A 23,630-nucleotide genomic window follows, 5' to 3' on the forward strand; every position below is an offset into this window, starting at 1 on the left:
AGGTCGACGTGCCGGTAAACGACCAGGACCCGTACTCAGTCACTCCCGCGGATTCCGATCCGGAAGAAACCGCCGAATGGTCGGAATCGCTCGATTCACTGGTCGCCGCACACGGGCGCGGCAGGGCCCGCGAAATCATGTTGAGCCTGCTCAAGCGCTCCAAGGAGTTGCAGCTGGGCGTGCCGATGGTACCGACCACAGACTTCATCAACACCATCGCCAATGAGAACGAGCCCGACTTCCCCGGTGACGAAGACCTCGAACGTCGTTACCGTGCGTGGATTCGCTGGAACGCCGCCGTCACCGTGCACCGCGCTCAACGGCCCGATATCGCCGTCGGTGGCCACATCTCCACCTACGCGTCGTCTGCGTCGCTCTATGAGGTGGGCTTCAACCATTTCTTCAAGGGCGCCGGCGCCCCCGGCGGGGCCGACCAGATCTTCATCCAGGGTCATGCCTCCCCCGGCATCTATGCCCGCTCCTTCCTGGAAGGACGCCTCACCACCGACCAGCTCGACGGGTTCCGGCAAGAGAAGTCGCACCCGTCGGGTGGGCTCTCCTCCTACCCGCATCCGCGCCTCATGCCTGACTACTGGCAGTTCCCGACGGTGTCGATGGGCCTCGGCCCGATCAACGCGATCTGGCAGGCCCAGCTGAACAAGTACGTTACGAACCGCGGCATCAAGGATGCCTCGCAACAGAATGTGTGGGCATTCCTCGGTGACGGCGAGATGGACGAGGTGGAAAGCCGGGGACAGCTCCAGGTCGCCGCAAACGAGGGGCTCGACAACCTCAAATTCGTGATCAACTGCAACCTGCAACGGCTCGACGGACCGGTTCGCGGCAACGGCAAGATCATTCAGGAGCTGGAGAGTTTCTTCCGCGGCGCCGGTTGGAACGTCATCAAAGTGATCTGGGGTCGCGAGTGGGACCCGCTGCTGGCGGCCGACACCGACGGTGCACTGGTCAACCTGATGAACCAGACCCCGGATGGCGACTACCAGACCTACAAGGCCGAGAGCGGCGCCTATGTGCGCGAGAACTTCTTCGGCCGCGACGAGCGCACACTCATGATGGTGAAGGACCTCAGCGACGAGCAGGTGTGGAACCTCAAACGCGGCGGCCACGACTACCGCAAGGTCTATGCTGCGTTCAAGGCCGCCGAGGAGCACAAGGGCCAGCCCACCGTCATCTTGGCGCTGACCGTCAAGGGTTACGGCCTGGGATCTTCCTTCGAGGGTCGCAACGCGACCCACCAGATGAAGAAGATGACCCTCGAAGATTTGAAGACGTTCCGTGACTCCATGCGGATCCCGATCACGGATGCCCAGCTCGAGGTCGACCTGTACCGACCGCCCTACTACCACCCCGGCCCCGATGACGAGGCGATCCAGTACATGCAGGAGCGCCGCCGGAGCCTCGGCGGTTACCTGCCCGAGCGTCGGCATACCCACGCTCAGGTCGCCCTGCCTGCAGAGGAGACCTACGCCGTCTCCAAGCGCGGCTCGGGCACACAGGAGATCGCGACCACACAGGCATTCGTGCGACTGCTGAAGGACCTGTTGCGTGCCAAAGATTTCGGCCACCGAATCGTGCCGATCATCCCGGATGAGGCTCGCACCTTCGGGATCGACGCCTTCTTCCCCACCTCGAAGATCTACAACCCGCACGGTCAGACCTACACCTCGGTCGACCGCGAGTTGCTTCTGGCATACAGGGAGAGCCCCCAGGGCGTGATCCTGCATGTGGGCATCAACGAAGCCGGTGCCGCCGCCGCGTTCACCGCCGTCGGAACCAGCTACGCCACCCACGGCGAACCGCTGATCCCGATCTACGTCTTCTACTCGATGTTCGGGTTCCAGCGCACCGGTGACGCGTTCTGGGCGGCCGGTGACCAGATGACCCGCGGTTTCATCATCGGCGCCACCGCCGGACGCACCACACTCACCGGCGAGGGCCTGCAGCATGCTGACGGCCACTCACCGATGCTCGCCGCCACCAACCCGGCTGTGGTCTCCTATGACCCCGCCTATGGCTATGAGATCGGGCACATCGTTCAATCGGGCCTCGACCGGATGTACGGCGGCAACCACCCCGACCCGAACGTCATGTATTACCTGACGGTGTACAACGAGCCAATGGTGCAGCCGAAGGAGCCGGAAGGTGTTGACGTTGACGGCATCATCCGTGGCATCCACCGAGTCAGTGTCTCGCCCCAGCACGGGCCGAAGGCGCAGTTGCTTGCCTCCGGTGTCGCGGTTCCGTGGGCGTTGGAAGCCCAGGAACTGCTGGCCCGGGACTGGGGTGTCTCAGCCGACGTCTGGAGCGTCACCAGCTGGAACCAATTGCGGCGCGACGGAGTCGATGCAGAGGAGCACAACTTCCTGCACCCGAACGACGAGCCCCGGGTGCCGTATGTCACCCAGAAACTCTCCGGCTCCCAAGGCCCGGTCGTCGCGGTGTCGGACTTCACCCACTCGGTGCCTGACCAGATCCGCCAATTCGTTCCTGGCGACTTCGCAACGCTCGGCGCCGACGGCTTCGGTTTCTCCGACACCCGTCCGGCGGCACGCCGGTTCTTCAAGATCGACGGACCCTCGCTCGTTGTGCGCACCCTGGAACTGCTGGTTGAGCGCGGTCAGATCGACAAGGCCACACCCGGACAGGCGATCGAGAAGTACCGCCTCTTCGACGTCAACGCCGGCACCACCGGGTCAGCCGGTGGGGCGAGCTGATCGGTCCGAGCGCAATGACGCCACAGAAAAAGGTGCAGACCAAGGCCCAGACATTGGCGTGGTTGCGCACGATCTCAGGGGAATTGGCGACGGCAACACTGAAGCGTCTGGAAGACACGCTGCCCTGGTATGGCACGATGCCGCCCGGGCGGCGGTCGGCGGTCGGCATGGTCGCCCAGGCCGGGATCACAAGCTTCATCGCCTGGTTCGATGACCCCAAATCAACCCCGTGGATCGCCGCCGATGTCTTCGGCGCCGCCCCGCGTGAGCTTCTGCGTTCGGTCAGCCTGCAGCAGACCCTGCAATTGATCCGTGTGACCGTGGAGGTGGTCGAAGAGCGCGTCACCAGTGGCAGTGAGACCCTGCGTGAAGCCATCCTGCTTTATTCTCGCGAGATCGCCTTCGCTGCTGCCGATGTCTACGCCCGCGCGGCCGAAGCCCGTGGGCTCTGGGATGCCCGGCTGGAAGCCCTCGTGGTCGACTCCATCCTGAGCGGTGAGTACGACGACGAGCTGCCGAGCCGCATCGCCGCGCTCGGCTGGCACGGCCACGGCGAGGTCAGTGTCCTCGTCGGGACGGCCCCCCAGATGTTGGATGTCGACCAGCTGAGACGTGCAGCCAGGCACATGACCGCCGACGTGTTGATCGGGGTTCAGGGCAAGCGACTGGTGCTGGTGATCGGTCGTGCCCAACCGTCGATGAGCGAAGTCGATCCGGAGATCGGCGCCTCACCCACCCTGTCGTTCCTGGAGATCGCGACCCAGCTGGAATCCGGGTTCGGCTCCGGCCACCTGGTGCTCGGACACGAGGTGCCGAGCCTTGTCGAGGCTTCCAAGAGCGCCAAAGCAGCACTGGCCGGCTTCGCCGTTGCCCGCAGCTGGCGCAACGCGCCACGGCCGGTGCAGTCCGACGACCTGCTGCCGGAGCGGGCCCTGGGCGGCGATCCCCTCGCGCGGGCGAGCCTTGTCAATCGCATCTACCGACCCCTTCAGGCGCACGCACCGGAACTGATGACCACGCTGTGGGCCTATCTCGACAACGGGCGCTCACTCGAGGCCACTGCGCGCGAACTCTTCGTGCATCCGAACACGGTGCGCTACCGCCTCAAGCGCGTCACCGAGGTGATCGGCTGGGACGCAACCGGCGCACGGGAAGCACTCATCTTGCAGTCCGCCCTGATAATTGGTTCGATGAACGAACCCGAACCGCAACCCAAGACGCAAGGAAGAGCCCTCACATGATCGTCATCGTCTGCCCTGGCCAGGGTTCACAGACGCCCGGGTTCCTTGAGCCCTGGCTGGCCGAGCCACGATTCCAGGACATGCTCGAGTGGATGTCGAATGAGGCGGGGCTTGATCTGGTCGCCCATGGCACCGTCAGCGATGCCGACACCATACGGGACACCGCGGTTGCCCAACCGTTGATCGTCGCCTCCGGGCTCCTCGCATTGTCAGCACTGCTGGCAGATGGCCGTCGTAAACGGGTCGGCGGGATCGCGGGGCACTCGGTGGGTGAGATCACCGCCGCCAGTGGGGCCGCCATCCTCACCCCCGGTGACGCACTGCGTCTCGTTCGGGAGCGTGGAAACGCGATGGCCGATGCCGCTGCGATCACCGCCACCGGGATGAGCGCAGTGCTCGGAGCCGATGAGGACGAACTCCTGGCCCGGTTGGACGAACTCGATCTGGAACCGGCGAACTTCAATGGCGGAGGGCAGATCGTCGTCGCCGGCGACCTCGATGCACTCGCGGCCTTGAAGGAGGCGCCACCGGCCAAGGCGCGGGTCATCCCGCTCCAGGTGGCCGGTGCATTCCACACCCGGTATATGCAGCCCGCCGTCGAGCGCCTGACTGCTGTCGCCGCCGCCCTGGACGCCAACGACCCCAACCTGAGACTGTGGACCAACAAGGACGGCAGCGCACAGACCTCGGGTCGCGGTTTCATCGACCTGATGGTCGGGCAGGTCTCCTCCCCGGTACGGTGGGATCTATGCATGAACTCCTTCAGCGAGGCCGGCATCACCGGGCTCATCGAGGTCACTCCGAGCGGTGCACTCACCGGCCTGGCCCGCAGGGCGCTCAAAGGCGTGCCGACTCTGGCGATCAAGACCCCGGATGACCTGCCCGAAGCCCTCCAGATGATTGATGACCACGCCTGACCGTTCACCGCACCACAGCACGGCACCACAGCACCACAGCACCACAGCACCACAGCACCCAACCAGAACGAGAGACACCCATGACACAGCCCGTCCTGCAACAGGCGACCGGCCCGCAGTTCACCCGCATCTACGCGATCGGCGCTGCACGAGGCGACCTCGTGGTCGACAACGACCAACTGGTCGGGCCGATCGATTCCTCTGACGAGTGGATCAGGCAACGGACCGGTGTGATCGAACGCCGCCGTGCCAGTGCCGACGTGCAGGCTGTCGACCTGGCTACCACCGCTTCTTTGGAGGCGATCGAACGCTCCGGCATCTCCGCCGACCGAATTGGCGTCGTCATCGTGGCGACCGTCAGCAACACGATGCAAACACCGTCGATGGCTGCCCTGCTCGCCGAGCGGGTGGGGGCCAACCCCGCGGCCGCATTCGATATCTCTGCGGCGTGCGCGGGGTACGCCTACGGCATCGCCCAGGCCGACGCGTTCATTCGTGCAGGGCTCGCCGAATTCGTGCTGGTCGTGGGCGCCGAGAAACTCTCCAACTACGCCAAGCCGACCGACCGCTCCATCTCGTTCCTGCTCGCGGATGGCGCGGGCGCCGCACTTGTCGGTCCGAGCGAAACGCCGGGCATCTCCCGGTCGACGTGGGGCTCCGACGGCTCGAAGTGGGATGCAGTGGGCATGGACGCCACGTTCGACGAGTACCGTAACGGCGAGGGCTCGGTCGATTGGCCAACACTCAGGCAGTCCGGGCAAACGGTGTTCCGCTGGGCCGTCTGGGATATGGCCAAGGTGGCCAAGCAGGCGTTGGATGCTGCGGGCGTGCGCGCCGACCAGTTGGCGGCTTTCATCCCCCACCAAGCCAATATGCGCATCATCGACGAGTTCGCCAAACAGCTGAAGCTGCCCGAGCAGGTCGTCATCGCGCGGGACATCGAAACCACCGGAAACACCAGTTCGGCTTCCATCCCGCTCGCGACCCATGCGCTGCTCACGGAGCACCCGGAACTGTCCGGAGGTCTCGCCCTGCAGATCGGCTTCGGTGCTGGGCTTGTCTACGCCGCACAAGTCGTCGTCCTGCCCTAAACTGTTCTTTGGTCATCTGACAACAATCGAGGAGATACACACAATGGCACTGTCCACCGAAGAAGTTCTTGCCGGCCTGGCGGAATTGATCAATGATGAGACCGGCATCGCAACCGACACGGTAGAGCTCGGCAAGTCGTTCACCGACGACCTCGACATCGATTCGATCTCGATGATGACGATCGTCGTCAACGCAGAAGAGAAGTTCGACGTCAAGATCCCGGACGAAGAGGTCAAGAACTTGAAGACTGTCGGCGACGCCGTCACCTTCATCACCAGCGCGCAGGGTGCGTAACTCACCCCATTCCCGTTTGAACCGTGATGCAGGATGCCATCGGCAGACTGCATCACGGTCTTCAGTTGCGCCGACACCTGAAGTTCATTACGCAGGCTGACCGACTCGGACTCCGAACATTCCGAGCCGCTGAAACTGGCTGGTCACCGCAACCTGCGCGCCACTCTCGACAGCCCAGGGGGCTCGTCGGATGGTGAGCAACCCAGAGAGTCCTGAAATGCCCAAGAAGATCGTCGTCACCGGAATCGGTGCCACCAGCCCCATTGGCGGAACAGCCCCAGAAACGTGGGCGGCCCTATTGGCCGGCGCGTCCGGCGCCAGTCCGTTGGAGCAACCCTGGGTCGAAGAGCTCGAACTTCCGGTGAAGTTCGCAGCGCAGGCCAAGGTGAAGACCGCCGATGTGTTGGAGCGTTTCGAGACGAAGCGACTCGACCCTTCGAGCCAGTTCGCGCTGATCGCCGCACGGGAGGCCTGGGCTGACGCCGGCAGCCCCGGGGTGGATCCGGAACGCCTCGGCGTCGACTGGGCAACCGGAATCGGCGGGGTCTGGACCCTGCTCGACGCCTGGGACACCCTGCGAGAACGCGGGCCACGCCGGGTTCTGCCCATGACAGTGCCGATGCTGATGCCGAACGGCCCGGCTGCGGCCGTCGGTATGGATCTGCACGCCCGAGCGGGCATTCGCACAGTGGTGTCTGCGTGTGCCTCGAGCACGGAATCCATCGCCGACGCCTACGACCACCTGCAGCAGGGTCTGGCCGATGTGATCATCGCCGGTGGCTCCGAAGCCGCCATCCACCCGTTGCCGATCGCGTCATTTGCAGCGATGCAGGCGCTTTCCAAACGAAACGACGACCCAGCCACGGCTTCCCGTCCGTACGACTTGACCCGAGATGGGTTCGTGCTCGGAGAGGGTGCGGCCGCCCTCGTGCTCGAGACCGAGGAGCACGCGAAAGCACGTGGCGCCAAGATCTACGCCGAACTGCTCGGCGGCTCCGTGACCAGTGATGCGCACCACATCACCGCCCCCGACCCGGAGGGCACTGCCGCAGCACGCGCCATGCGCACCGCAATCGAAGGTGCAGGCGGTTCCGTTTCAGATGTCAGCCACATCAACGTTCACGCCACCAGCACGCCGGTCGGTGACATCGCCGAGTTCCACGCACTGAAGCGGGTCTTTGGAGATCTCGTGGAAGGCATTCCGGTTTCGGCCACCAAGGCGTCCACCGGGCACCTGCTCGGTGGGGCCGGCGCGATCGAGGCGTTGTTCACGGTGATGGCGCTGTCGACGCGTACAGCACCGCCCACGATCAACCTGAACGAGCATGATCCGGAGATCCCACTCGACGTCGTCACGTCACCGCGTTCGCTCGGCACGGGAGACCTGCTGGCGATCAGCAACTCGTTCGGCTTCGGCGGCCACAACGCCGTGATCGCGTTCCGCAGCGCCTGATCCACACGGCCGTGCCTTGTTGTGCGTACAACATCAGGAGCTGACGGCAGCTGGCGGCCCCAGTGGCCCGGCGGCCCTCAACTCCTGAATTTTTGCGTGCACCGTTGCTGCCGGCCAGGAAGAAGACCGGGCCCTTCCCCACGACGAGGGCGCGGATAGCGAAACCATCGCGTTACGCAGATTGTATGCAATAGCCGTGCAGAAACTTGTCGCCCCGAGACCTCGTCTGGGTATAATGACGGAAGTGTCCTGTGCGAACGATTGCACTCCTCGGAAATTGCATACGAAAGTAGGCCTTGATGTCTTCCTCTCCCTCGTTGCCGTTGGATGATCTCCGAGTCGTCGAGCTCGGCTCACTGTTGGCTGGGCCGTTCTGCGGGCAACTGCTGGGCGACTTCGGTGCCGAGATCATCAAGGTCGAAGACCCGGGCAAGGGTGACCCGATGCGGCAGTGGGGCCGCGAACGCCCGTACGGCACGTCGTTGTGGTGGCCGGTGGTGGCCCGCAACAAGAAGTCGGTGACCGCAGACCTGCGCTCGGAAGCCGGGCAAGACCTGGTGCGCAGGCTGATCGCCGAAGCGGACGTGCTGGTCGAGAACTTCCGCCCCGGAACGCTGGAGCGTTGGGGGCTGTCCCCCGAGAAGTTGTGGGAGCTGAACCCCAAGCTGATCATCACCCGGGTGACCGGCTATGGCCAGACCGGGCCCTACGCGGCGCGTGCCGGTTTCGGCGCGATCGGGGAGGCGATGGGCGGGATCCGTTACATCACCGGTGAACCGGACCGGCCGCCGGCGCGGGTCGGTGTGTCGTTGGGTGATGCGCTTGCTGCCCTGTTCGCCACCCTCGGAACCCTCGTCGCCGTGCACGAGCGCACCCGGTCGGGCCGTGGCCAGATCGTCGACTCGGCCATCTACGAAGCGGTGCTCGCGATGATGGAATCGTTGATCCCGGAATGGCAGGTGGCCGGTTACGAGCGCCAGCGCACCGGTGCCACACTGCCGAATATCGCGCCGAGCAATGTGTATCCCACCGAAGACGGTGAGATGGTTCTGATCGCCGGCAACCAGGACACCGTGTTCAAACGCCTGGCCGAGGCCATGGGCCAGCCCGAATTGGCCGCGGACGACCGGTACGCGACCCACGTGGCGCGCGGATCGCGGATGGAAGAACTCGACGGGATCATTGCCGAATGGACTGTGACCCTGCCGGCCGACGAGCTCCTGGAGCGGTTGCACGCTGGCGGGGTTCCGGCCGGACGCATCTTCCGTGCCAAGGACATGCTGGCCGACCCTCATTTCGCCGCACGGGAGGCGATCGTGAAGATGACGCATCCGCAGCTCGGGGATTTCAAGCTGCAGAACGTCTTTCCCCGACTGACCGAAACCCCCGGGTCCGTACGCAGCCTCGGCCCGGACCTCGGCGCACACAACAAAGAAATCTATCAAGGAATACTGGGCCTCGACGACGAGACCATGGCGTCACTGCACACATCCGGCGTCATCTAAGGAGACCGAATGACCGAGATCGCTGAGGGATTCGGCGGAACGCTGTCGCTGGGCCGTCGCCCCGTAGTCCTGTCAATTGACTTGATGCGGTCGTACTTCGACCCAGACAGTCCGCTCTGCCTCCCCTCGACACGCTGCCTTGAATCGGCCAGTAGGATCATCCAGAAGGCACGGGCGAACCAGGTGCCCGTCATCCATACACGGGTCGAGTACGGCGGTGGTGGTATCGACGGAGGGCTGTTCGTCAGAAAGGTGCCCGCGCTTGAACTTCTGATCGGAAGCAACCCACTGAACGACTTCATGCCGGAAGTGGCGCCGGTTGATGGAGAACTGGTGCTGACGAAACAGTACGCAAGTGCATTCTTCGGCACGTCGCTGGTCTCGACCCTGCAGGCCAACAGTTTTGACACGATCGTCGTCCTCGGAGTCAGCACCAGCGGCTGTGTGAGGGCCACCGCCGTGGATGCGCTGCAATACGGATTCACGGCTGTGGTCGTGCGCGATGCCGTCGGAGATCGAGAACCGGGGCCGCACGAGGCGAATCTTTACGATATTCAAGCAAAATATGCCGAAGTGATCGACGAAGCCGCCGCGATCACCTACTTGGAGAACCGATGACCAGCCACACCCCGCCACTCGACCGGGAGAAGCAGACAGTGCAACGCGTGCAGATCTGTGAGGTGTCCCCCCGGGACGGATTGCAGAACGAAGACGTGCTGGTCTCGACCGATGACAAGGTCGAACTGGTGGAGCGAGCCATTCGTGCCGGTGCAACACGTATCGAGGCCACCAGTTTCGTGCATCCGCAACGCGTTCCCCAAATGGCAGATGCCGAACGCGTGATGGCCTCCGTGCCCCGAGGCCACGGGGTCAGCTACGGCGGGTTGGTGGTCAACCAGCGTGGGTTGGATCGGGCACTGGCAGCCAACGTCGATGAGATCAACATCGTGGTCGTTGCCACCGACACCTTCTGCCAGCGCAACCAGGCGATGACGACCGAGCAGTCGGTGCAGAATGCGGCCGCACTTGCGGCGCAGGCGCGCAGCGCCGGAATCTGGTCGACGATCACGATCGGTGCGGCTTTCGGATGCCCGTTCGAGGGCGAGGTGCCGATCGAACGCCTGCACGAAGTCATCGAGCGTGTCGTTGGTGCGGGTGCAGACGAGGTCGCACTCGCCGACACCATTGGAGTCGCAGTGCCGTGGGAGGTCACCGAGCGAATCGCTCTCGCCCGTCGGCTGGCGGGCGCCGACGCCGCACTGCGGATACATCTGCACGACACCAGGCATACCGGAGTCGCGAATGCCGTAGCGGCCGTCGCGGCCGGGGTGGCGGTGCTTGACGCTTCGATCGGTGGCACCGGCGGATGCCCGTTCGCCCCCAACGCAACCGGGAACGTGGCAACCGAAGACCTCGTCTACCTCTTCGACCGCAGTGGGATCGAGACCGGGCTCGAACTGGCGGAGCTCACGGCTGGGGCAGAATGGTTGGAGGGGCGGCTCGGCAAAACGCTTCCGGGGGCGTTGCTTCGGGCCGGTGCGTTCCCCGGCGACCTGTCCGCCTGAGCGCTCGCCAGGGCTTCTAGTCGATCCCTGTGCGATCCCTCAGCCCACAAACTCTCGTTTCGCGATTCCTCTAGGTCGTTTCGTCCTCCGCGGCCTCGCGGGTCACGGAGACCCAGGCCGAATGGATGTGCGCTCGCATCACCGACTCGGCCCAGGTGGCATCCTGGGCGCGTAACGCGTCAATCAGTTCGTGATGGTGCGCAAGGCTGCGCCGAAGTTCGTCGGGGGTGTAATGCGAGAAGGTTCTCCAGACGAACGGAACCTGCACGAGTGTGGTCAGCAACGACCGCAGGCGAACGTTGCCGGAGGCGATGAGGATCGCGTCGTGAAACTGTGCGTTCAGCTTCGTGAGCAGGTCGACATCGAGCTCCTCGGCTGCCGCGACGCGATCCATCTCGGCGGCCAACCCCTCCAACGCGCCCAGGTCGGCCTCGCCAGAGGTAGCGGCCAGCGCACTCCCCCATGGCTCAAGGCGGGAACGAATCGCGTAGACGTTCTCAAGGTCTTTGAACGCCCAACTCTGAACCTGTGCACCCCGGTTGCGCTCATGCCGAACCAACCCGTCGGCCTCCAACCGGCGCAAGGCTTCACGAACAGGGGTGCGACTCACCCCGATCTCAGCGGCGAGGTCACTCTCACGCAACCATTCCCCACCGGCCTGCTCCCCTGACAGGATCTGGTCGCGGATCGACCGGTATGCGAGCTCGACCGGGCGATCGTCGTCAACGTCGCTCGCAAACATTGTCATGACAGATTCCGCTCGGCGCCCGGTTGCCCATGTCCGACGGGTACGGGGGGGCGGACATGGCAGATGAAGTTGATCATCCCGCTATTGTATTCAAGTTGGTCATCGTGTCATTGTATTCACCTTTGCTTCTTCGGCCATTGACGAGGGCAAATACACCGCGTAACTTGGGGAACGAACACGCCCGCAATTTCCCGATTCGTCATGAATTGCATACGAAAGATCGCAATGTTGCCTTCCTCTCTCTCGTTGCCGTTGGATGATCTCCGAGTCGTCGAGCTCGGCTCACTGTTGGCTGGGCCGTTCTGCGGGCAACTGTTGGGCGACTTCGGTGCCGAGATCATCAAGGTCGAAGACCCGGGCAGGGGTGACCCGATGCGGCAGTGGGGCCGCGAACGCCCGTACGGCACGTCGTTGTGGTGGCCGGTGGTGGCCCGCAACAAGAAGTCGGTGACCGCAGACCTGCGCTCGGAAGCCGGCCAAGACCTGGTGCGCAGGCTGATCGTCGAAGCGGACGTGCTGGTCGAGAACTTCCGCCCCGGAACGCTGGAGCGTTGGGGGCTGTCCCCCGAGAAGTTGTGGGAGCTGAACCCCAAGCTGATCATCACCCGGGTGACCGGCTATGGCCAGACCGGGCCCTACGCGGCGCGTGCCGGTTTCGGCGCGATCGGGGAGGCGATGGGCGGGATCCGTTACATCACCGGTGAACCGGACCGGCCGCCGGCGCGGGTCGGTGTGTCGTTGGGTGATGCGCTTGCTGCCCTGTTCGCCACCCTCGGAACCCTCGTCGCCGTGCACGAGCGCACCCGGTCGGGCCGTGGCCAGATCGTCGACTCGGCCATCTACGAAGCGGTGCTCGCGATGATGGAATCGTTGATCCCGGAATGGCAGGTGGCCGGTTACGAGCGCCAGCGCACCGGTGCCACACTGCCGAATATCGCGCCGAGCAATGTGTATCCCACCGAAGACGGTGAGATGGTTCTGATCGCCGGTAACCAGGACACCGTGTTCAAACGCCTGGCCGAGGCCATGGGCCAGCCCGAATTGGCCGCGGACGACCGGTACGCGACCCACGTGGCGCGCGGATCGCGGATGGAAGAACTCGACGGGATCATTGCCGAATGGACTGTGACCCTGCCGGCCGACGAGCTCCTGGAGCGGTTGCACGCTGGCGGGGTTCCGGCCGGACGCATCTTCCGTGCCAAGGACATGCTGGCCGACCCTCATTTCGCCGCACGGGAGGCGATCGTGAAGATGACGCATCCGCAGCTCGGGGATTTCAAGCTGCAGAACGTCTTTCCCCGACTGACCGAAACCCCCGGGTCCGTACGCAGCCTCGGCCCGGAACTCGGCGCACACAACAATGAAATCTATCAAGGCCTGCTGGGACTGGATGACGACACCCTGTCGTCATTGCGCACTTCCGGCGTCATCTAAGGAGAACTCATGACATACCGACTCGGTGTAGACGTCGGCGGCACCTTTACCGACATCCTGCTCGTCAATGAGGACAGTGGCGACACTTTTCGCGCCAAGACCTCATCCACCCCCGCCGACCAGTCCATCGGCGTGATCCGAGGAATGGGCCAGGTCTGCGAGTTGGCCGGAATCGACCTCACCCAGGTTGGGGACGTCCTGCACGGAACCACGGTCGCAACGAACGCCATCCTGGAGGGAAAGGGGGCACGCGTCGGACTCGTCACCACAGACGGGTTTCGGCAGGTGCTGCAGATTGCCCGGTCATTCGTTCCCGGTGGGCTCGCCGGCTGGATCATCTGGCCCAAGCCCGAGACGCTGGCCGACCTCCAAGACACGGTCGAGGTTCGCGAGCGTATGAGTAGTGCCGGGGAGGTCGTCACCGAGTTGGACGAAGACGATGTGCGCCGTCAACTCACCAAGCTGCGTGACAACAAGATCGAGACATTGAGCGTGAGCCTGATCAACTCCTACGCGAACTCCGACCACGAACGGCGCATCAGGGAGATCGCCGCGGAGGAGCTGCCGGGAATCCAGGTCTCTCTTTCCTCTGAAGTCCTCCCCGAGCTTCGCGAGTACGAGCGGGCGATCACCACCGTCGCGAACGCATACGTCCAGCCACAGGTCACCAGCTATGTCGACCACCTGGAGAGTCAGTTGGAGGACTCGGGCATTCAAGGCAAGCTCTACATCCTCAAGAGCGACGGCGGTCTGGTGTCCGCGAAGACGGCAGCTGTCAACCCTGTGTCGGTGATGATGTCTGGCCCGGCCGGAGGAGTGATCGGCGCCACGTGGATCGCAGAGCAGGCGGGCTTTCCGAACTTCCTCACGTTGGACATGGGCGGCACGTCCACCGATGTTGCGCTGGTGCAGGATCTTGTGCCCCGAGTCGGTCGCGAGACGAGCGTCGGCGACCTCACGGTACGCGCCACCTCCGTCGACGTGCGCACCGTGGGCGCCGGTGGCGGATCGATCGCCCACGTCCCGCCACTCACCCAGGCACTTCGAGTGGGGCCACAGAGCGCCGGGGCAGACCCCGGGCCGGCCGCCTACGCCGCCGGCGGAACGGAGCCGACAGTGACCGACGCGAACGTGGTGCTCGGCTACCTGCCGACCCAGCTGGCGGGCGGGGAGATCACGCTCGACCATGAGGCCGCACGCACGGCTGTACAGCAGATCTTCGACGCCACCGAGCTCGACAGCATTGAGGCAGCCGCAGCAGGCATCGTCGACATCGTCAACGAAAACATGTTCGGCGCATTGCGACTGGTCTCTGTGCAGCAAGGGTTCGACCCCCGCGATTTCGCGCTGGTCGCCTTCGGCGGGGCGGGCCCGTTGCACGCCAACGCGATCGGCCGCCTGATGGGTTCCTGGCCTGTCATCATTCCGCCGTCTCCCGGGGTGCTCTGTGCGTACGGTGATGCGACCACCAGCCTGCGTGACGAAGCCGTTCGCACCCTGGTGCGCAGCTTCGCCGATCTGACCGACGACAGTCTGGTCGAGATCCTGAAAGAGCTCGCAACGGAGGCACGAGCATCACTGCTCGACGAGGGTGTCGACGAGGCCAACCACCACGTGGCATACACCGCCGATCTGCGCTACCTCGGTCAGGGCTTCGAGATTCCGGTGACCATCGACATCGACAGCTTCGATGGTCAGGGGGCCGGGCTGGACGCCTTGCGCGCCGTCTTCGACAACGAACATGAGCGTCTGTTCTCCTTCCTCCTCGATGGTGAGCACGAAGTCGTCACCGTTCGTGCGACCGTGAACGGCCCACGCCCCGAGGTCACCGCGCAGCTCTTGGACGAGGGGGGCACTGACCCTGCCGACGCGCTGAGAACGACAACGGAGATCTGGGTGGAGGGTGCCAAAACGGCCGCAAACGTCTATGACCGCACGAAGCTGAAAGCAGGGCAGATCATCTCCGGCCCTGCCATCATCACCGAGATGGACTCCACCACTCTGGTGCTCCCCGGCCACGCCGCTACAGTGCACGTCAGCGGCAGCCTGCTCATCCGCCCCGAAACCACGCAGACCGAGGAGGTCTAGGACCATGGCACAACTCATCGAAACCTCAACCACGCCCCTGAACAGAGTGGAAGTCGATCTCGTCACCATCGACCTCGTCGAGAACGCCCTGCGTCACGCACGGTACGAGATGGACGAAGTACTCTTCCGAACGGCGCTCTCCCCCGGCATCCGCGAACAGCACGACGAGTTTCCTCTGATCGGCGACCCTGAAGGAAAAATGGTCGTCGGCCAATTCGGCCTCTCGATCCCAGACTTTCTGGAGAACTTCGACGGCACCATCGAAGAGGGCGACGTTCTGCTCACCTCCGACCCGTACTCGTGCGGTGCGGCGATCAGCCACGCCAACGACTGGCTGATCGTGATGCCGATCTTCTTCGAGGGGCGGATCGTCGGCTGGTCATCGATGTTCGGGCACATGACCGACGTCGGCGGCAAGACTCCGGCCTCGATGCCCACGGATGCCCGCACGATCTTCGAAGAGGGTGTGGTGATCCCCCCGTTCAAGCTGTACAACAAGAGCGTGCTTGCTGAGGACTCGCTACGGATCATTCTGAACCAGGTGCGCAAGCCTGACTGGAACCGGGCCGACCTGAACGGACTTGTGGCAGCGTGTCGTACTGCCTCCAGACGTGTGCAGGAATTGTGCGCCCGCTTCGGCGCCGACACCTACACGTCGGCCCTCGAAGAGCTCATGGACCGCAACTATCGGGCCATGAAGATCCTGCTGGCGATGGTGTTCAAAGACGGTGAGACGATCTCGTTCACCGACTACATCGACGACGACGGTGTCGGTTACGGCCCGTACAAGCTGAAGATGAGCCTCACCCGCACCGGCGACAAGGTGACGCTCGACTTCAGGGAGAGCAGCCCGCAGGCGCAGGGACCGATCAACTATTTCATCAACGAGAACCTGGTGCGCATGTTCTTCGGGATCTACATGATCACCGTCGCGGATCCGCAGATTCTCTGGAACGACGGGTTCTACCCGCTTGTGGATGTGATCATTCCCGAGGACTCGTTCTGGAAGCCCAAGTATCCGGCGGCCTTGAACGCAAGAAATCACGGAATCGGTCGCGTCTTCGACCTGTTCGGTGGCCTCCTGGGTCAGACCAACCCCGACCTGCTGAACGCGGCCGGCTTCTCCTCATCGCCGCACTTCATGTTCTCTGGAAACTACAGCGAGGGCGACCGCAAGGGTGAGTGGTTCCAGCTCTACTCGATCGGCTTCGGCGGCATTCCGGGGCGCCCGGTCGGCGACGGCCCGGACGGACACTCGCTGTGGCCCTCGTTCGTCAACATCCCGTGCGAGTACCTCGAGTCGTACTACCCGCTGCGCATCGAGCGCTGGGAGACCATCAGCGACACCGGCGGCGCCGGGCTGCATCGCGGTGGCAACGGGGTGGACGTCTCGTACCGGTTCCTGGAACCCGGAACGATCGCGATCCACGATGATCGTTGGTTGACCTACCCGTGGGGTGTGAACGGCGGCGAGCCGGGAGCACGCGGTACGAAATGGATCGATCGGGCGGATGGCACAACAGAGATCATCCCGAGCAAAGTCATCGATGTTCCCGTTCATCGAGACGATGTTCTGCACTTCGTGACCTGGGGCGGCGGCGGGTGGGGCGACCCACTGGCCCGCGACCCAGAGCTGGTGGGCCTGGAGGTTCGGCGTGGCCTTGTGACCGTTGACGGTGCGCGTAGCTACGGCGTCGTCTGCGATGGCGCCGGTGCGGTGGACGTCGAGGCGACCGATCGGTTGCGCACGGAGATGGGCGAGGGCCGACCGAGCCCGCTCCCAACCTTCAACATGGGGCCGCCGCTCGAAACGATCCTGGAACGCTGCCTGGAGGAGACGGGTTTGCCGGCTCCCCTGCCGCCGATAAGTGTCTGAGATACCGATGGTGGAGATTGCCGAGGGGTTCGGTGGAACGCTGTCGCTGGGGCGGCGTCCCGTCGTGCTCTCGATCGACATGATGCGGTCGTACTTCGACCCGGACAGTCCCCTGTGCCTGCCGTCGACAGCGAGCCTGGAGTCTGCAGGCCGGGTCGTCGAGGCGGCGCGGGAGAATCAGGTGCCCGTCGTGCACACGCGGGTCGAGTTCGGCGCCGGCGGTGTCGATGGCGGACTGTTCATCAGGAAGGTGCCGGCGCTGATGCGACTGGTCGGCAAGAATCCGTTGAACGAGATCATGCCGCAGGTGGCGCCGCAACCCGACGAACTCGTGATCACCAAACAGTATGCGAGCGCGTTCTTCGGCACGTCACTGGTTTCGACGCTGCAGGCAAATGGGATCGACACGATCATGATTCTCGGGGTCAGCACCAGCGGTTGCGTGCGCGCCACCGCCGTCGATGCCTTGCAGTACGGCTTCACCGCCGTGGTCGTGCGCGACGCGGTGGGCGATCGAGAACCCGGGCCACACGAGGCGAACCTTTACGATATTCAGGCGAAATACGCCGAAGTGATCGACGAAGCCGCGGCGATCACCTACTTGGAGAGCCGATGAACGCTCAGACCGAATCACTCGACCGGGAGCAACCCACCGTGCAGAGCGTGCAGATCTGCGAGGTGTCTCCCAGAGACGGGCTGCAGAACGAAGACGTATTGCTTTCGACCGCAGACAAGGTCGAACTCGTGCAGCGAGCGATTCGTGCTGGCGCACAGCGAATCGAAGCCACGAGTTTCGTTCACCCAAAACGCGTTCCGCAGATGGCGGATGCCGAAGATGTCATGGCTGCGGTGCCGCGGGGCAACGGGATCAGTTACGCCGGGCTGGTGGTCAACCAGCGCGGACTGGATCGGGCGCTGGCAGCCAACGTCGACGAGATCAATATCGTCGTTGTGGCGACCGACACCTTCTGCCAACGCAACCAGGGGATGTCGATGCAGCAATCGGTGGAGAACGCCCACACGCTTGCCGAGGGAGCGCGCGGTGCCGGAATCTCGTCGACGATCACGATCGGTGCGGCGTTCGGGTGCCCGTTCGAGGGCGAGGTGCCGATTGAACGCCTGCGCGAGGTCATCACGCGTGTCGTCGACGCCGGCGCAGACGAACTCGCACTCGCTGACACCATCGGGGTCGCGGTGCCCCGTGAGATCACTGAGCGAATGGCACTGGCCCGTCGCCTGGCGGGCCCGGAAGCCCGACTGCGCCTGCACCTGCACGACACCAGACACACCGGGGTCGCCAACGCGGTTGCGGCAGTGGCTGCCGGTGTCGCGGTGCTCGATGCGTCAATCGGTGGGGCCGGCGGCTGTCCATTCGCCCCGAACGCGACCGGGAACGTGGCGACGGAAGACCTCGTCTACCTCTTCGATCGCAGCGGGATCGAGACCGGGTTGGACCTCGCACAGCTCACCGCCGCTGCGGATTGGCTGGAGGGACGATTGGGCAAGATTCTGCCCGGTGCGTTGCTTCGGGCCGGTGACTTTCCCGGAGTCCTCTCTGCCTGAGCGCCGTTCAGGAGGCTTCGAGGTGATCGGTGTGTGATCGCTCAGCCACCGACGAGGGTGTGGTGACGGCTCACTGCTTGGTTCGACCGGCATACACGGGGCGTCCGCCTGCCTTCACGAAGAACATCATGATCAATCCGACGAGGAGCACGAGCACGATTCCGAGGATGCCCCAATAGATTGCTCCAAATGCGGCGATGAACACGGTCCACAGCAACGGAGACAAGAAGCTGGCTGCTCGTCCGGTCGTGGCATAGAGGCCGAAAATCTCGCCCTCCTTGCCCACCGGACTGACTCGCGCCAACAGCGACCGGCTGGCGGCCTGGGCGGGCCCGACGAACGCAGTGAGCGTCAATCCGCCCACCCAGAACACGACGGTGCCCGAGTCATGCAGCACGAAGACGGCAAGGCCTGCGATCACCAGCCCGATCAGGGAGAGGAGAATGACCGAGCGCGGGCCGTACGAGTCGTCGAAGCGCCCGGCAATGATTGTGCTGATACCGGCGACGAGGTTGGCCGCTATGCCAAAGATGACCACTTCGAGGAATGTGAAGCCGAACACCTGCTTTGCGATGATCGCCCCGAACGCGAACACACCGGCCAGGCCGTCACGATAGACAGCGCTGGCGAGTAGAAACCAGAAGGTCTGGCGGGAGTCGCGGAACAGTGAGGCGATGTCTTTGCCCAGAATGACGTAGCTCTGAAAGAGGTTCGCCTTCTGCACCCCTTGCCGTTCGCTGAGTTCCGGCACGTTGAGGATGAAGGGGATGAGAAACACAATCCCCCAGATCGCGCAACCCACTGCGACAATACGGAACGGAAGACCGTTGTCTTCGGGAAGGCCGAACCAGTCGGAGACATAGGCGACGACGACGATGACCAGGGCGACGATCCCGCCGATATAGCCCATGCCCCAGCCGAGGCCACTCACCTTGCCCACGGTTCTCGGTGTGGAGACCTGCACGAGCATCGCGTTGTAGTTGACCCCGGCGAGTTCGCTGAAAATGCTGCCGATGGCGATCAAGGAGACCCCGAGCACGAAAAAGGCCGGCGACCCCTCGACGAAGAAGAGCAGGGCCATGCTCACGATGAGGCCCGCCGTATAGATGAGCAGCCAGAACTTGCGGCGACCGGCCGCATCCGCCCGTTGGGCGAGCACGGGCGCGAGCAGGGCGATAGCCAGCCCGGCAATGGTCAGTGCCAGCCCCAGTCCGCTCGCGAGATCTGCGAGCCCGTGTTGCTTGGCCGGGTCGGCGTCGTCGAGGGCGGCAACCGCCGGGTCCAAGAACGTGTCGGTCGTCAGATAGAGCGCTGTGAAGACGAACGTGAGAATGACCGAGTTGAACGGTTGCGTCGCCCAATCCCACAGCGCCCACGAGAAGACCCTCGTGCGCGGGATCACCCTCCCCTCCTGCAGGTCGAGCCCCACTGCCGCGATTGCCCCGCTGTTGGCGATCACCGGCACCCGCTTCGACGTGGTGGCCGCGTGATCTTTGTCGACATCGTTGTCGGGGGTGTGCTCATTCATGCCCTCAGGCTAGCGCCTAACAACCATCGCCCTCCGCTCCAACGCGGACGATGCTTCTTCAGCGCTTTCCAATCCGAACGGGGGATGCGCATCGAGTCCCACCCAGACGCCCCACACAGGTTCGTAACACGAAGAGGAGTACCTCGAATGCTCAAGAATTTCCAATGCCTATTGACCTGTGGCGGCGACTTCGTCGACCATGAGTATGTGAACGACATCGTCGTGTCCCCCGGCCTCACCTCCAGCCAGTGGGCCAGGAACGGGTAGCAGGCCTACCCGAGAAACGAACAGATCAGCGGGGTCAACGGGCCCATAGGGTGGAGGCACGAACCGACGTGGAGGCGGGGATCAACCCTCCTCAAATCATCTCCGGTCGATGGACGAAAGGATCACAGCAATGGGACTCATGGACGGCAAGAAGGGGTTGGTCACGGCTTCCGGTGGGGGAATCGGTCGCGCGAGTGCTCTCGCGTTTGCCCGCGAAGGCGCACGAGTGCTGGTGTCAGACATCGATGACGCCGCAGGCAACGAGACCGTTGAGCTCATCCGTGCCGCAGGCGGCACCGCGGAGTATCTGGCGGGCAACGCCGCGGAAGAGTCCAGCGCGGAGGCCCTGGTCGCACGAGTTGTCGAGTTGTGGGGTCAATTGGACTTCGCCCACAACAACGCCGGCATCGGCGCCCCCACCAAGCCGGTCAGTGAGCAGGAGGGCTCCGATTGGGAGCGCACCTTCGGCATCAACCTGTTCGGCATGATGTATTGCATGAAGCACCAGATCAAGCGCTTCAAGGAGCAAGGGACACCTGGTGCGATCGTGAACACGGCGTCGGTGGCGGGCATCAGCGCGAACGCGGGACTCTCGGCCTACAACGCCAGCAAGTGGGGTGTGCTCGGGCTGACGCAGACGGCTGCGACCGAGAACGCGGCTGACGACATTCGTGTCAACGCCATCTGCCCCGGCGCAACTCTCACCGCTGCCATTGAGTACTGGGCAGCCGAGGTGCCCGACCAGTATGAGGCCGTGGTCGAGGCGATTCCGATGAAGCGTATGGCGACTGCCGAGGAGCAAGCGAATGCGGCCGTCTGGCTGTGCTCCGCGCAGGCCTCCTACATCACCGGGGTTGCGTTGCCGGTCGACGGAGGCGCGTCGCTCAGACGTTGAAAGGAGCCGGTTGCACCCCACAAATTCAGGTTGTGGGGGCTACCGGTGCCTTAGCGGTCTCCGCAGACCTGTGCGCCTGAGGATTTGATCGGCCCCTGGCCGGGTCAGCCGACCTTGTGCAACCAGACCACCGAGTTGTGGTCACTCGCGTGCCGGAACGGTTCGAGTTCGTCGTCCCAGGCCTGGCCGAGGGCCAGCCGGAGCTCGCGATGCAGTTCCAGAGTGTTGTGACCGGCGACCTCCATCGCATAGCGCACCCGGTCCTCCGGGATCACGGTGTTGCCACCGGTGTCGGTCTGGGCGTAGAAGATTCCGAGGTCAGGAGTGTGTGACCACCGGGCGCCATCGCTGGCTCCACTCGGATCCTCGGTCACTTCGTAGCGAAGGTGCTCCCACCCACGCAACGCAGATGCCAGTGCCGCTCCCGTGCCGACCGGGCCCTCCCAGTAGAACTCCGCACGCTGGCTGCCCTTGAGGATGGGCTGTTCGGTCCATTTGAAGTTGACGGCACGACCAAGGGCGCGTCCTGCAGCCCACTCAATGTGGGGGCAGAGCGCGCGCGGGGAGGAGTGCACATAAAGCACCCCTCGTGCATTTGCAACAGCCACAATTCCTCCATCTGTTCAGGTGCGACTTCCCCATCGACCTGTTGTATGGATCCTGTGCTGTGTGTGAAGTTTTCACTGCGCCACAAATTGCGCGAGTCCTTGAATTATGGCGGATATACCCCGAAATGACAACCTTGTCATTATCGACACGCCGCCCACCGGTAGCGGTCACGGCCGCTGATATACCTATACTCGGTAGGCAAATAGGTGGTGCCGGCATTCCCGCTGCGCAGCTGATGCCGGCTGACACCGTGACTCGATCTCTGGAGCCCTCATGTCTGTTCGCCAGTCCCTTCTCGCCATTCTCGACCAGGGCCCGTGTTACGGCTACCAGCTGCGCACCGAGTTCGACCGGCGCACCGGGTCAAGCTGGCCCCTGAACGCCGGGCAGATCTACAACACCTTGGATCGGCTTGAGCGCGACGGCCTTGTTGAACGAGGCACACCAGATGATGACGGACAGATCTATTACCGGATCACGGCGGAGGGCACCGCCGAAGCCGCCCGCTGGCTCGGCTCCCCCGTCGTGCGCTCGGCGGCCACCAGAGATGAGCTCGCCATCAAGCTCGCTGTCGCCGTGACTCTTCCGCAGGTCGATATCGTGCGCGCGATCGAAGTACAACGCAGTGCGAGCACAGAGACGCTGAAGGAACTCACCCGAGCGAGAGACGCGACTGAGGCACCGGAGACTTCCGACGCGTTCGCCAAGATGCTCGTCATGGACTCACTCATCTTCGCCGCCGAAGCCGAGCTGCGCTGGCTCGACCACACCGAGACACAACTATCGCTGGCCACCGCTGCCGGCCACGCCACTCCTCTGCCGCTCAACACGGCCGCCCCCAAACGAGGCCGACCCGTGAAGATCGGGCACACTCCCGTCGCCTGGGAGAAGCCGTGAAGGTTCAGGATGCGCCCGCCGCTTGACGAGAATCCCCGGACAAGAGTCCCGTCACCATTGCCCACTCCTAGGCGTGGAGCAGTGCCCCTTCTTTCGACATCACGTTCTTCTCACCGGCTTCGATCGGGAACGGAAAGCGGTTCTGCTTGGGCGGCATCGGGCAGTTGAACGCGTAGGAGAACGCACACGGCGGCAGCACAGCATGGTTGAAGTTGAGCACCACGTCGCCAGCCGCATCCGGCGCCACGAACAGGAACCGGCCGACACTGTAGGTGGACACTCCGCTGGTGGAGTCAGCGAACACGACCTGCAATGCGCGGCCCGAGCTGATCGCGGCCAGGTGGTAATCCACGCCGTCCTTGGAGAATGAGATCTCACCGGGCAGCGGGATCTCGCGGGTGCGGCCGTCGTCTTTGCTGTGCTCGAACGGCAACGTGGCCCCGGGCATTGGAGTGAACTTTGCAGAAACCACCCAGTCGGGATCATAGGCGAACGCATCGATGGTTCCGAAAGCCTGGATCGCCTCGGACTGGGCGTCCCACACGCGCAGCGCGTATCCGTCTTCGCGGGCGATCACGAACCCGGTGACGGTGTCGCTGAACACGATGTTGCCCGGTTTTTCGTCGTCCTTCCCACGCACAATCACCTCGCCGTCGACGGGTGACCCGTCGACGACGATGCCGTCGGATGCGGCAGCCACCAGCCGAAGGCCGGATTGCCCCTCCGGCAGCGGGGCCCACAGCCCGGGCACACCCCAGATTTCTCGGGTCTGCTGGGGATCGCCGGTGATCAGTTCGGTGGCGACGAGCGCGAGGTTGCCCTGGGGCTGCGTGACGGCGCGGTCGCGGCGTTCACGAAAGGTCTTGTATTGGCTGCCCGGATCGACGGTGGTCGCTGTTTCAGTCATGTTTCCATTCTGTCAG

General features: G+C 64.0%; 20 protein-coding genes. 16 read left to right on the forward strand and 4 right to left on the reverse strand.

Annotated elements, in window-relative coordinates:
* Positions 1-8: 8 nt before the first annotated feature.
* The 9 genes from aceE (at position 9) to DL891_RS02490 (ending at position 10,802) form a co-directional block, all read left to right on the forward strand.
* Positions 9-2,735, forward strand: a complete 2,727-nt coding sequence (gene aceE, locus DL891_RS02450; protein ID WP_111718850.1) for a pyruvate dehydrogenase (acetyl-transferring), homodimeric type — start codon at positions 9-11, stop codon at positions 2,733-2,735.
* A gap of 14 nt (positions 2,736-2,749) precedes the next feature.
* Positions 2,750-3,976, forward strand: coding sequence for a CdaR family transcriptional regulator (locus tag DL891_RS02455; RefSeq protein ID WP_111718851.1), 1,227 nt, complete (start codon positions 2,750-2,752; stop codon positions 3,974-3,976).
* On the forward strand, positions 3,973-4,893 hold the full coding sequence (locus DL891_RS02460) for an ACP S-malonyltransferase (RefSeq protein WP_111718852.1): 921 nt from the start codon (positions 3,973-3,975) through the stop codon (positions 4,891-4,893). Before DL891_RS02455 ends, DL891_RS02460 begins: the two co-directional genes overlap by 4 nt.
* Before the next feature lie 80 nt (positions 4,894-4,973).
* A complete protein-coding gene (locus DL891_RS02465) occupies positions 4,974-5,984 on the forward strand; it encodes a beta-ketoacyl-ACP synthase III (RefSeq protein WP_111718853.1) in 1,011 nt (336 codons plus the stop codon).
* Positions 5,985-6,027: 43 nt separating this feature from the next.
* Positions 6,028-6,279 (forward strand): acyl carrier protein, encoded by a 252-nt coding sequence (locus DL891_RS02470; RefSeq protein WP_111718854.1) that lies wholly within the window; start codon positions 6,028-6,030, stop codon positions 6,277-6,279.
* 217 nt (positions 6,280-6,496) lie between these two features.
* Positions 6,497-7,732, forward strand: coding sequence for a beta-ketoacyl synthase (locus tag DL891_RS02475; protein ID WP_111718855.1), 1,236 nt, complete (start codon positions 6,497-6,499; stop codon positions 7,730-7,732).
* A 299-nt stretch (positions 7,733-8,031) separates the two neighbouring features.
* On the forward strand, positions 8,032-9,237 hold the full coding sequence (locus DL891_RS02480) for a CaiB/BaiF CoA-transferase family protein (RefSeq protein ID WP_111718856.1): 1,206 nt from the start codon (positions 8,032-8,034) through the stop codon (positions 9,235-9,237).
* A gap of 9 nt (positions 9,238-9,246) precedes the next feature.
* Positions 9,247-9,855: an isochorismatase family protein gene (locus tag DL891_RS02485; protein WP_111718857.1), complete on the forward strand. Its 609-nt coding sequence runs from the start codon at positions 9,247-9,249 to the stop codon at positions 9,853-9,855.
* Positions 9,852-10,802, forward strand: a complete 951-nt coding sequence (locus tag DL891_RS02490) for a hydroxymethylglutaryl-CoA lyase (protein WP_111718858.1) — start codon at positions 9,852-9,854, stop codon at positions 10,800-10,802. Before DL891_RS02485 ends, DL891_RS02490 begins: the two co-directional genes overlap by 4 nt.
* A 70-nt stretch (positions 10,803-10,872) precedes the next feature.
* Here DL891_RS02490 and DL891_RS02495 read toward each other — a convergent pair whose 3' ends face one another.
* Complete coding sequence (locus DL891_RS02495) at positions 10,873-11,550, reverse strand: GntR family transcriptional regulator (RefSeq protein ID WP_198668737.1); 678 nt, start codon at positions 11,548-11,550, stop codon at positions 10,873-10,875.
* A 225-nt stretch (positions 11,551-11,775) separates the two neighbouring features.
* Here DL891_RS02495 and DL891_RS02500 point away from each other — a divergent pair, with 225 nt between their 5' ends.
* Genes DL891_RS02500 through DL891_RS02520 form a run of 5 tightly spaced genes read left to right on the forward strand, consistent with a single transcriptional unit; the run spans position 11,776 to position 18,511 of the window.
* Entirely contained in the window at positions 11,776-12,984 is a 1,209-nt protein-coding gene (locus DL891_RS02500) for a CaiB/BaiF CoA-transferase family protein (RefSeq protein ID WP_198668738.1), read from the forward strand.
* A gap of 9 nt (positions 12,985-12,993) precedes the next feature.
* Positions 12,994-15,072, forward strand: a complete 2,079-nt coding sequence (locus tag DL891_RS02505) for a hydantoinase/oxoprolinase family protein (RefSeq protein WP_111718861.1) — start codon at positions 12,994-12,996, stop codon at positions 15,070-15,072.
* A 4-nt stretch (positions 15,073-15,076) separates the two neighbouring features.
* Positions 15,077-16,948: a hydantoinase B/oxoprolinase family protein gene (locus tag DL891_RS02510; protein WP_111718862.1), complete on the forward strand. Its 1,872-nt coding sequence runs from the start codon at positions 15,077-15,079 to the stop codon at positions 16,946-16,948.
* The gene (locus tag DL891_RS02515) at positions 16,941-17,564 is read left to right on the forward strand and encodes an isochorismatase family protein (RefSeq protein ID WP_198668739.1); all 624 of its coding nucleotides are present in this window, start codon (positions 16,941-16,943) and stop codon (positions 17,562-17,564) included. Before DL891_RS02510 ends, DL891_RS02515 begins: the two co-directional genes overlap by 8 nt.
* Positions 17,561-18,511, forward strand: a complete 951-nt coding sequence (locus DL891_RS02520) for a hydroxymethylglutaryl-CoA lyase (RefSeq protein ID WP_111718863.1) — start codon at positions 17,561-17,563, stop codon at positions 18,509-18,511. The genes DL891_RS02515 and DL891_RS02520 overlap by 4 nt, the downstream gene beginning before the upstream one ends.
* 70 nt (positions 18,512-18,581) lie before the next feature.
* Here the strand turns inward: DL891_RS02520 and DL891_RS02525 are convergent, their stop codons facing one another.
* The gene (locus tag DL891_RS02525; RefSeq protein ID WP_111718864.1) at positions 18,582-20,039 is read right to left on the reverse strand and encodes an MFS transporter; all 1,458 of its coding nucleotides are present in this window, start codon (positions 20,037-20,039) and stop codon (positions 18,582-18,584) included.
* A gap of 397 nt (positions 20,040-20,436) precedes the next feature.
* On the opposite strand from DL891_RS02525, the gene DL891_RS02530 reads away from it, so the two are divergent.
* Complete coding sequence (locus DL891_RS02530; protein ID WP_111718865.1) at positions 20,437-21,201, forward strand: SDR family NAD(P)-dependent oxidoreductase; 765 nt, start codon at positions 20,437-20,439, stop codon at positions 21,199-21,201.
* A 104-nt stretch (positions 21,202-21,305) separates the two neighbouring features.
* On the opposite strand, the gene DL891_RS02535 is transcribed toward DL891_RS02530, so the two are convergent.
* Positions 21,306-21,809, reverse strand: a complete 504-nt coding sequence (locus DL891_RS02535) for a DUF3145 domain-containing protein (RefSeq protein ID WP_198668740.1) — start codon at positions 21,807-21,809, stop codon at positions 21,306-21,308.
* 274 nt (positions 21,810-22,083) lie between these two features.
* Between DL891_RS02535 and DL891_RS02540 the strand changes: the two genes are divergently transcribed.
* The gene (locus DL891_RS02540; protein ID WP_111718867.1) at positions 22,084-22,707 is read left to right on the forward strand and encodes a PadR family transcriptional regulator; all 624 of its coding nucleotides are present in this window, start codon (positions 22,084-22,086) and stop codon (positions 22,705-22,707) included.
* Positions 22,708-22,774: 67 nt separating this feature from the next.
* Here DL891_RS02540 and DL891_RS02545 read toward each other — a convergent pair whose 3' ends face one another.
* On the reverse strand, positions 22,775-23,614 hold the full coding sequence (locus DL891_RS02545; RefSeq protein ID WP_111718868.1) for a DUF1684 domain-containing protein: 840 nt from the start codon (positions 23,612-23,614) through the stop codon (positions 22,775-22,777).
* Positions 23,615-23,630: the final 16 nt, after the last annotated feature.

Source organism: Homoserinimonas sp. OAct 916 (assembly GCF_003260275.1).
Lineage (GTDB): Bacteria > Actinomycetota > Actinomycetes > Actinomycetales > Microbacteriaceae > OACT-916.

Excerpts from the sequence above, each read along its gene's own strand:
- DL891_RS02455 (WP_111718851.1), top strand. The coding sequence starts at position 2,750 with ATGACGCCACAGAAAAAGGTGCAGACCAAGGCCCAGACATTGGCGTGG.
- DL891_RS02460 (WP_111718852.1), top strand. The coding sequence starts at position 3,973 with ATGATCGTCATCGTCTGCCCTGGCCAGGGTTCACAGACGCCCGGGTTC.
- DL891_RS02465 (WP_111718853.1), top strand. The coding sequence starts at position 4,974 with ATGACACAGCCCGTCCTGCAACAGGCGACCGGCCCGCAGTTCACCCGC.
- DL891_RS02470 (WP_111718854.1), top strand. The coding sequence starts at position 6,028 with ATGGCACTGTCCACCGAAGAAGTTCTTGCCGGCCTGGCGGAATTGATC.
- DL891_RS02475 (WP_111718855.1), top strand. The coding sequence starts at position 6,497 with ATGCCCAAGAAGATCGTCGTCACCGGAATCGGTGCCACCAGCCCCATT.
- DL891_RS02480 (WP_111718856.1), top strand. The coding sequence starts at position 8,032 with ATGTCTTCCTCTCCCTCGTTGCCGTTGGATGATCTCCGAGTCGTCGAG.
- DL891_RS02485 (WP_111718857.1), top strand. The coding sequence starts at position 9,247 with ATGACCGAGATCGCTGAGGGATTCGGCGGAACGCTGTCGCTGGGCCGT.
- DL891_RS02490 (WP_111718858.1), top strand. The coding sequence starts at position 9,852 with ATGACCAGCCACACCCCGCCACTCGACCGGGAGAAGCAGACAGTGCAA.
- DL891_RS02495 (WP_198668737.1), bottom strand. The coding sequence starts at position 11,550 with ATGACAATGTTTGCGAGCGACGTTGACGACGATCGCCCGGTCGAGCTC.
- DL891_RS02500 (WP_198668738.1), top strand. The coding sequence starts at position 11,776 with ATGTTGCCTTCCTCTCTCTCGTTGCCGTTGGATGATCTCCGAGTCGTC.
- DL891_RS02505 (WP_111718861.1), top strand. The coding sequence starts at position 12,994 with ATGACATACCGACTCGGTGTAGACGTCGGCGGCACCTTTACCGACATC.
- DL891_RS02510 (WP_111718862.1), top strand. The coding sequence starts at position 15,077 with ATGGCACAACTCATCGAAACCTCAACCACGCCCCTGAACAGAGTGGAA.
- DL891_RS02520 (WP_111718863.1), top strand. The coding sequence starts at position 17,561 with ATGAACGCTCAGACCGAATCACTCGACCGGGAGCAACCCACCGTGCAG.
- DL891_RS02525 (WP_111718864.1), bottom strand. The coding sequence starts at position 20,039 with ATGAATGAGCACACCCCCGACAACGATGTCGACAAAGATCACGCGGCC.
- DL891_RS02530 (WP_111718865.1), top strand. The coding sequence starts at position 20,437 with ATGGGACTCATGGACGGCAAGAAGGGGTTGGTCACGGCTTCCGGTGGG.
- DL891_RS02540 (WP_111718867.1), top strand. The coding sequence starts at position 22,084 with ATGTCTGTTCGCCAGTCCCTTCTCGCCATTCTCGACCAGGGCCCGTGT.
- DL891_RS02545 (WP_111718868.1), bottom strand. The coding sequence starts at position 23,614 with ATGACTGAAACAGCGACCACCGTCGATCCGGGCAGCCAATACAAGACC.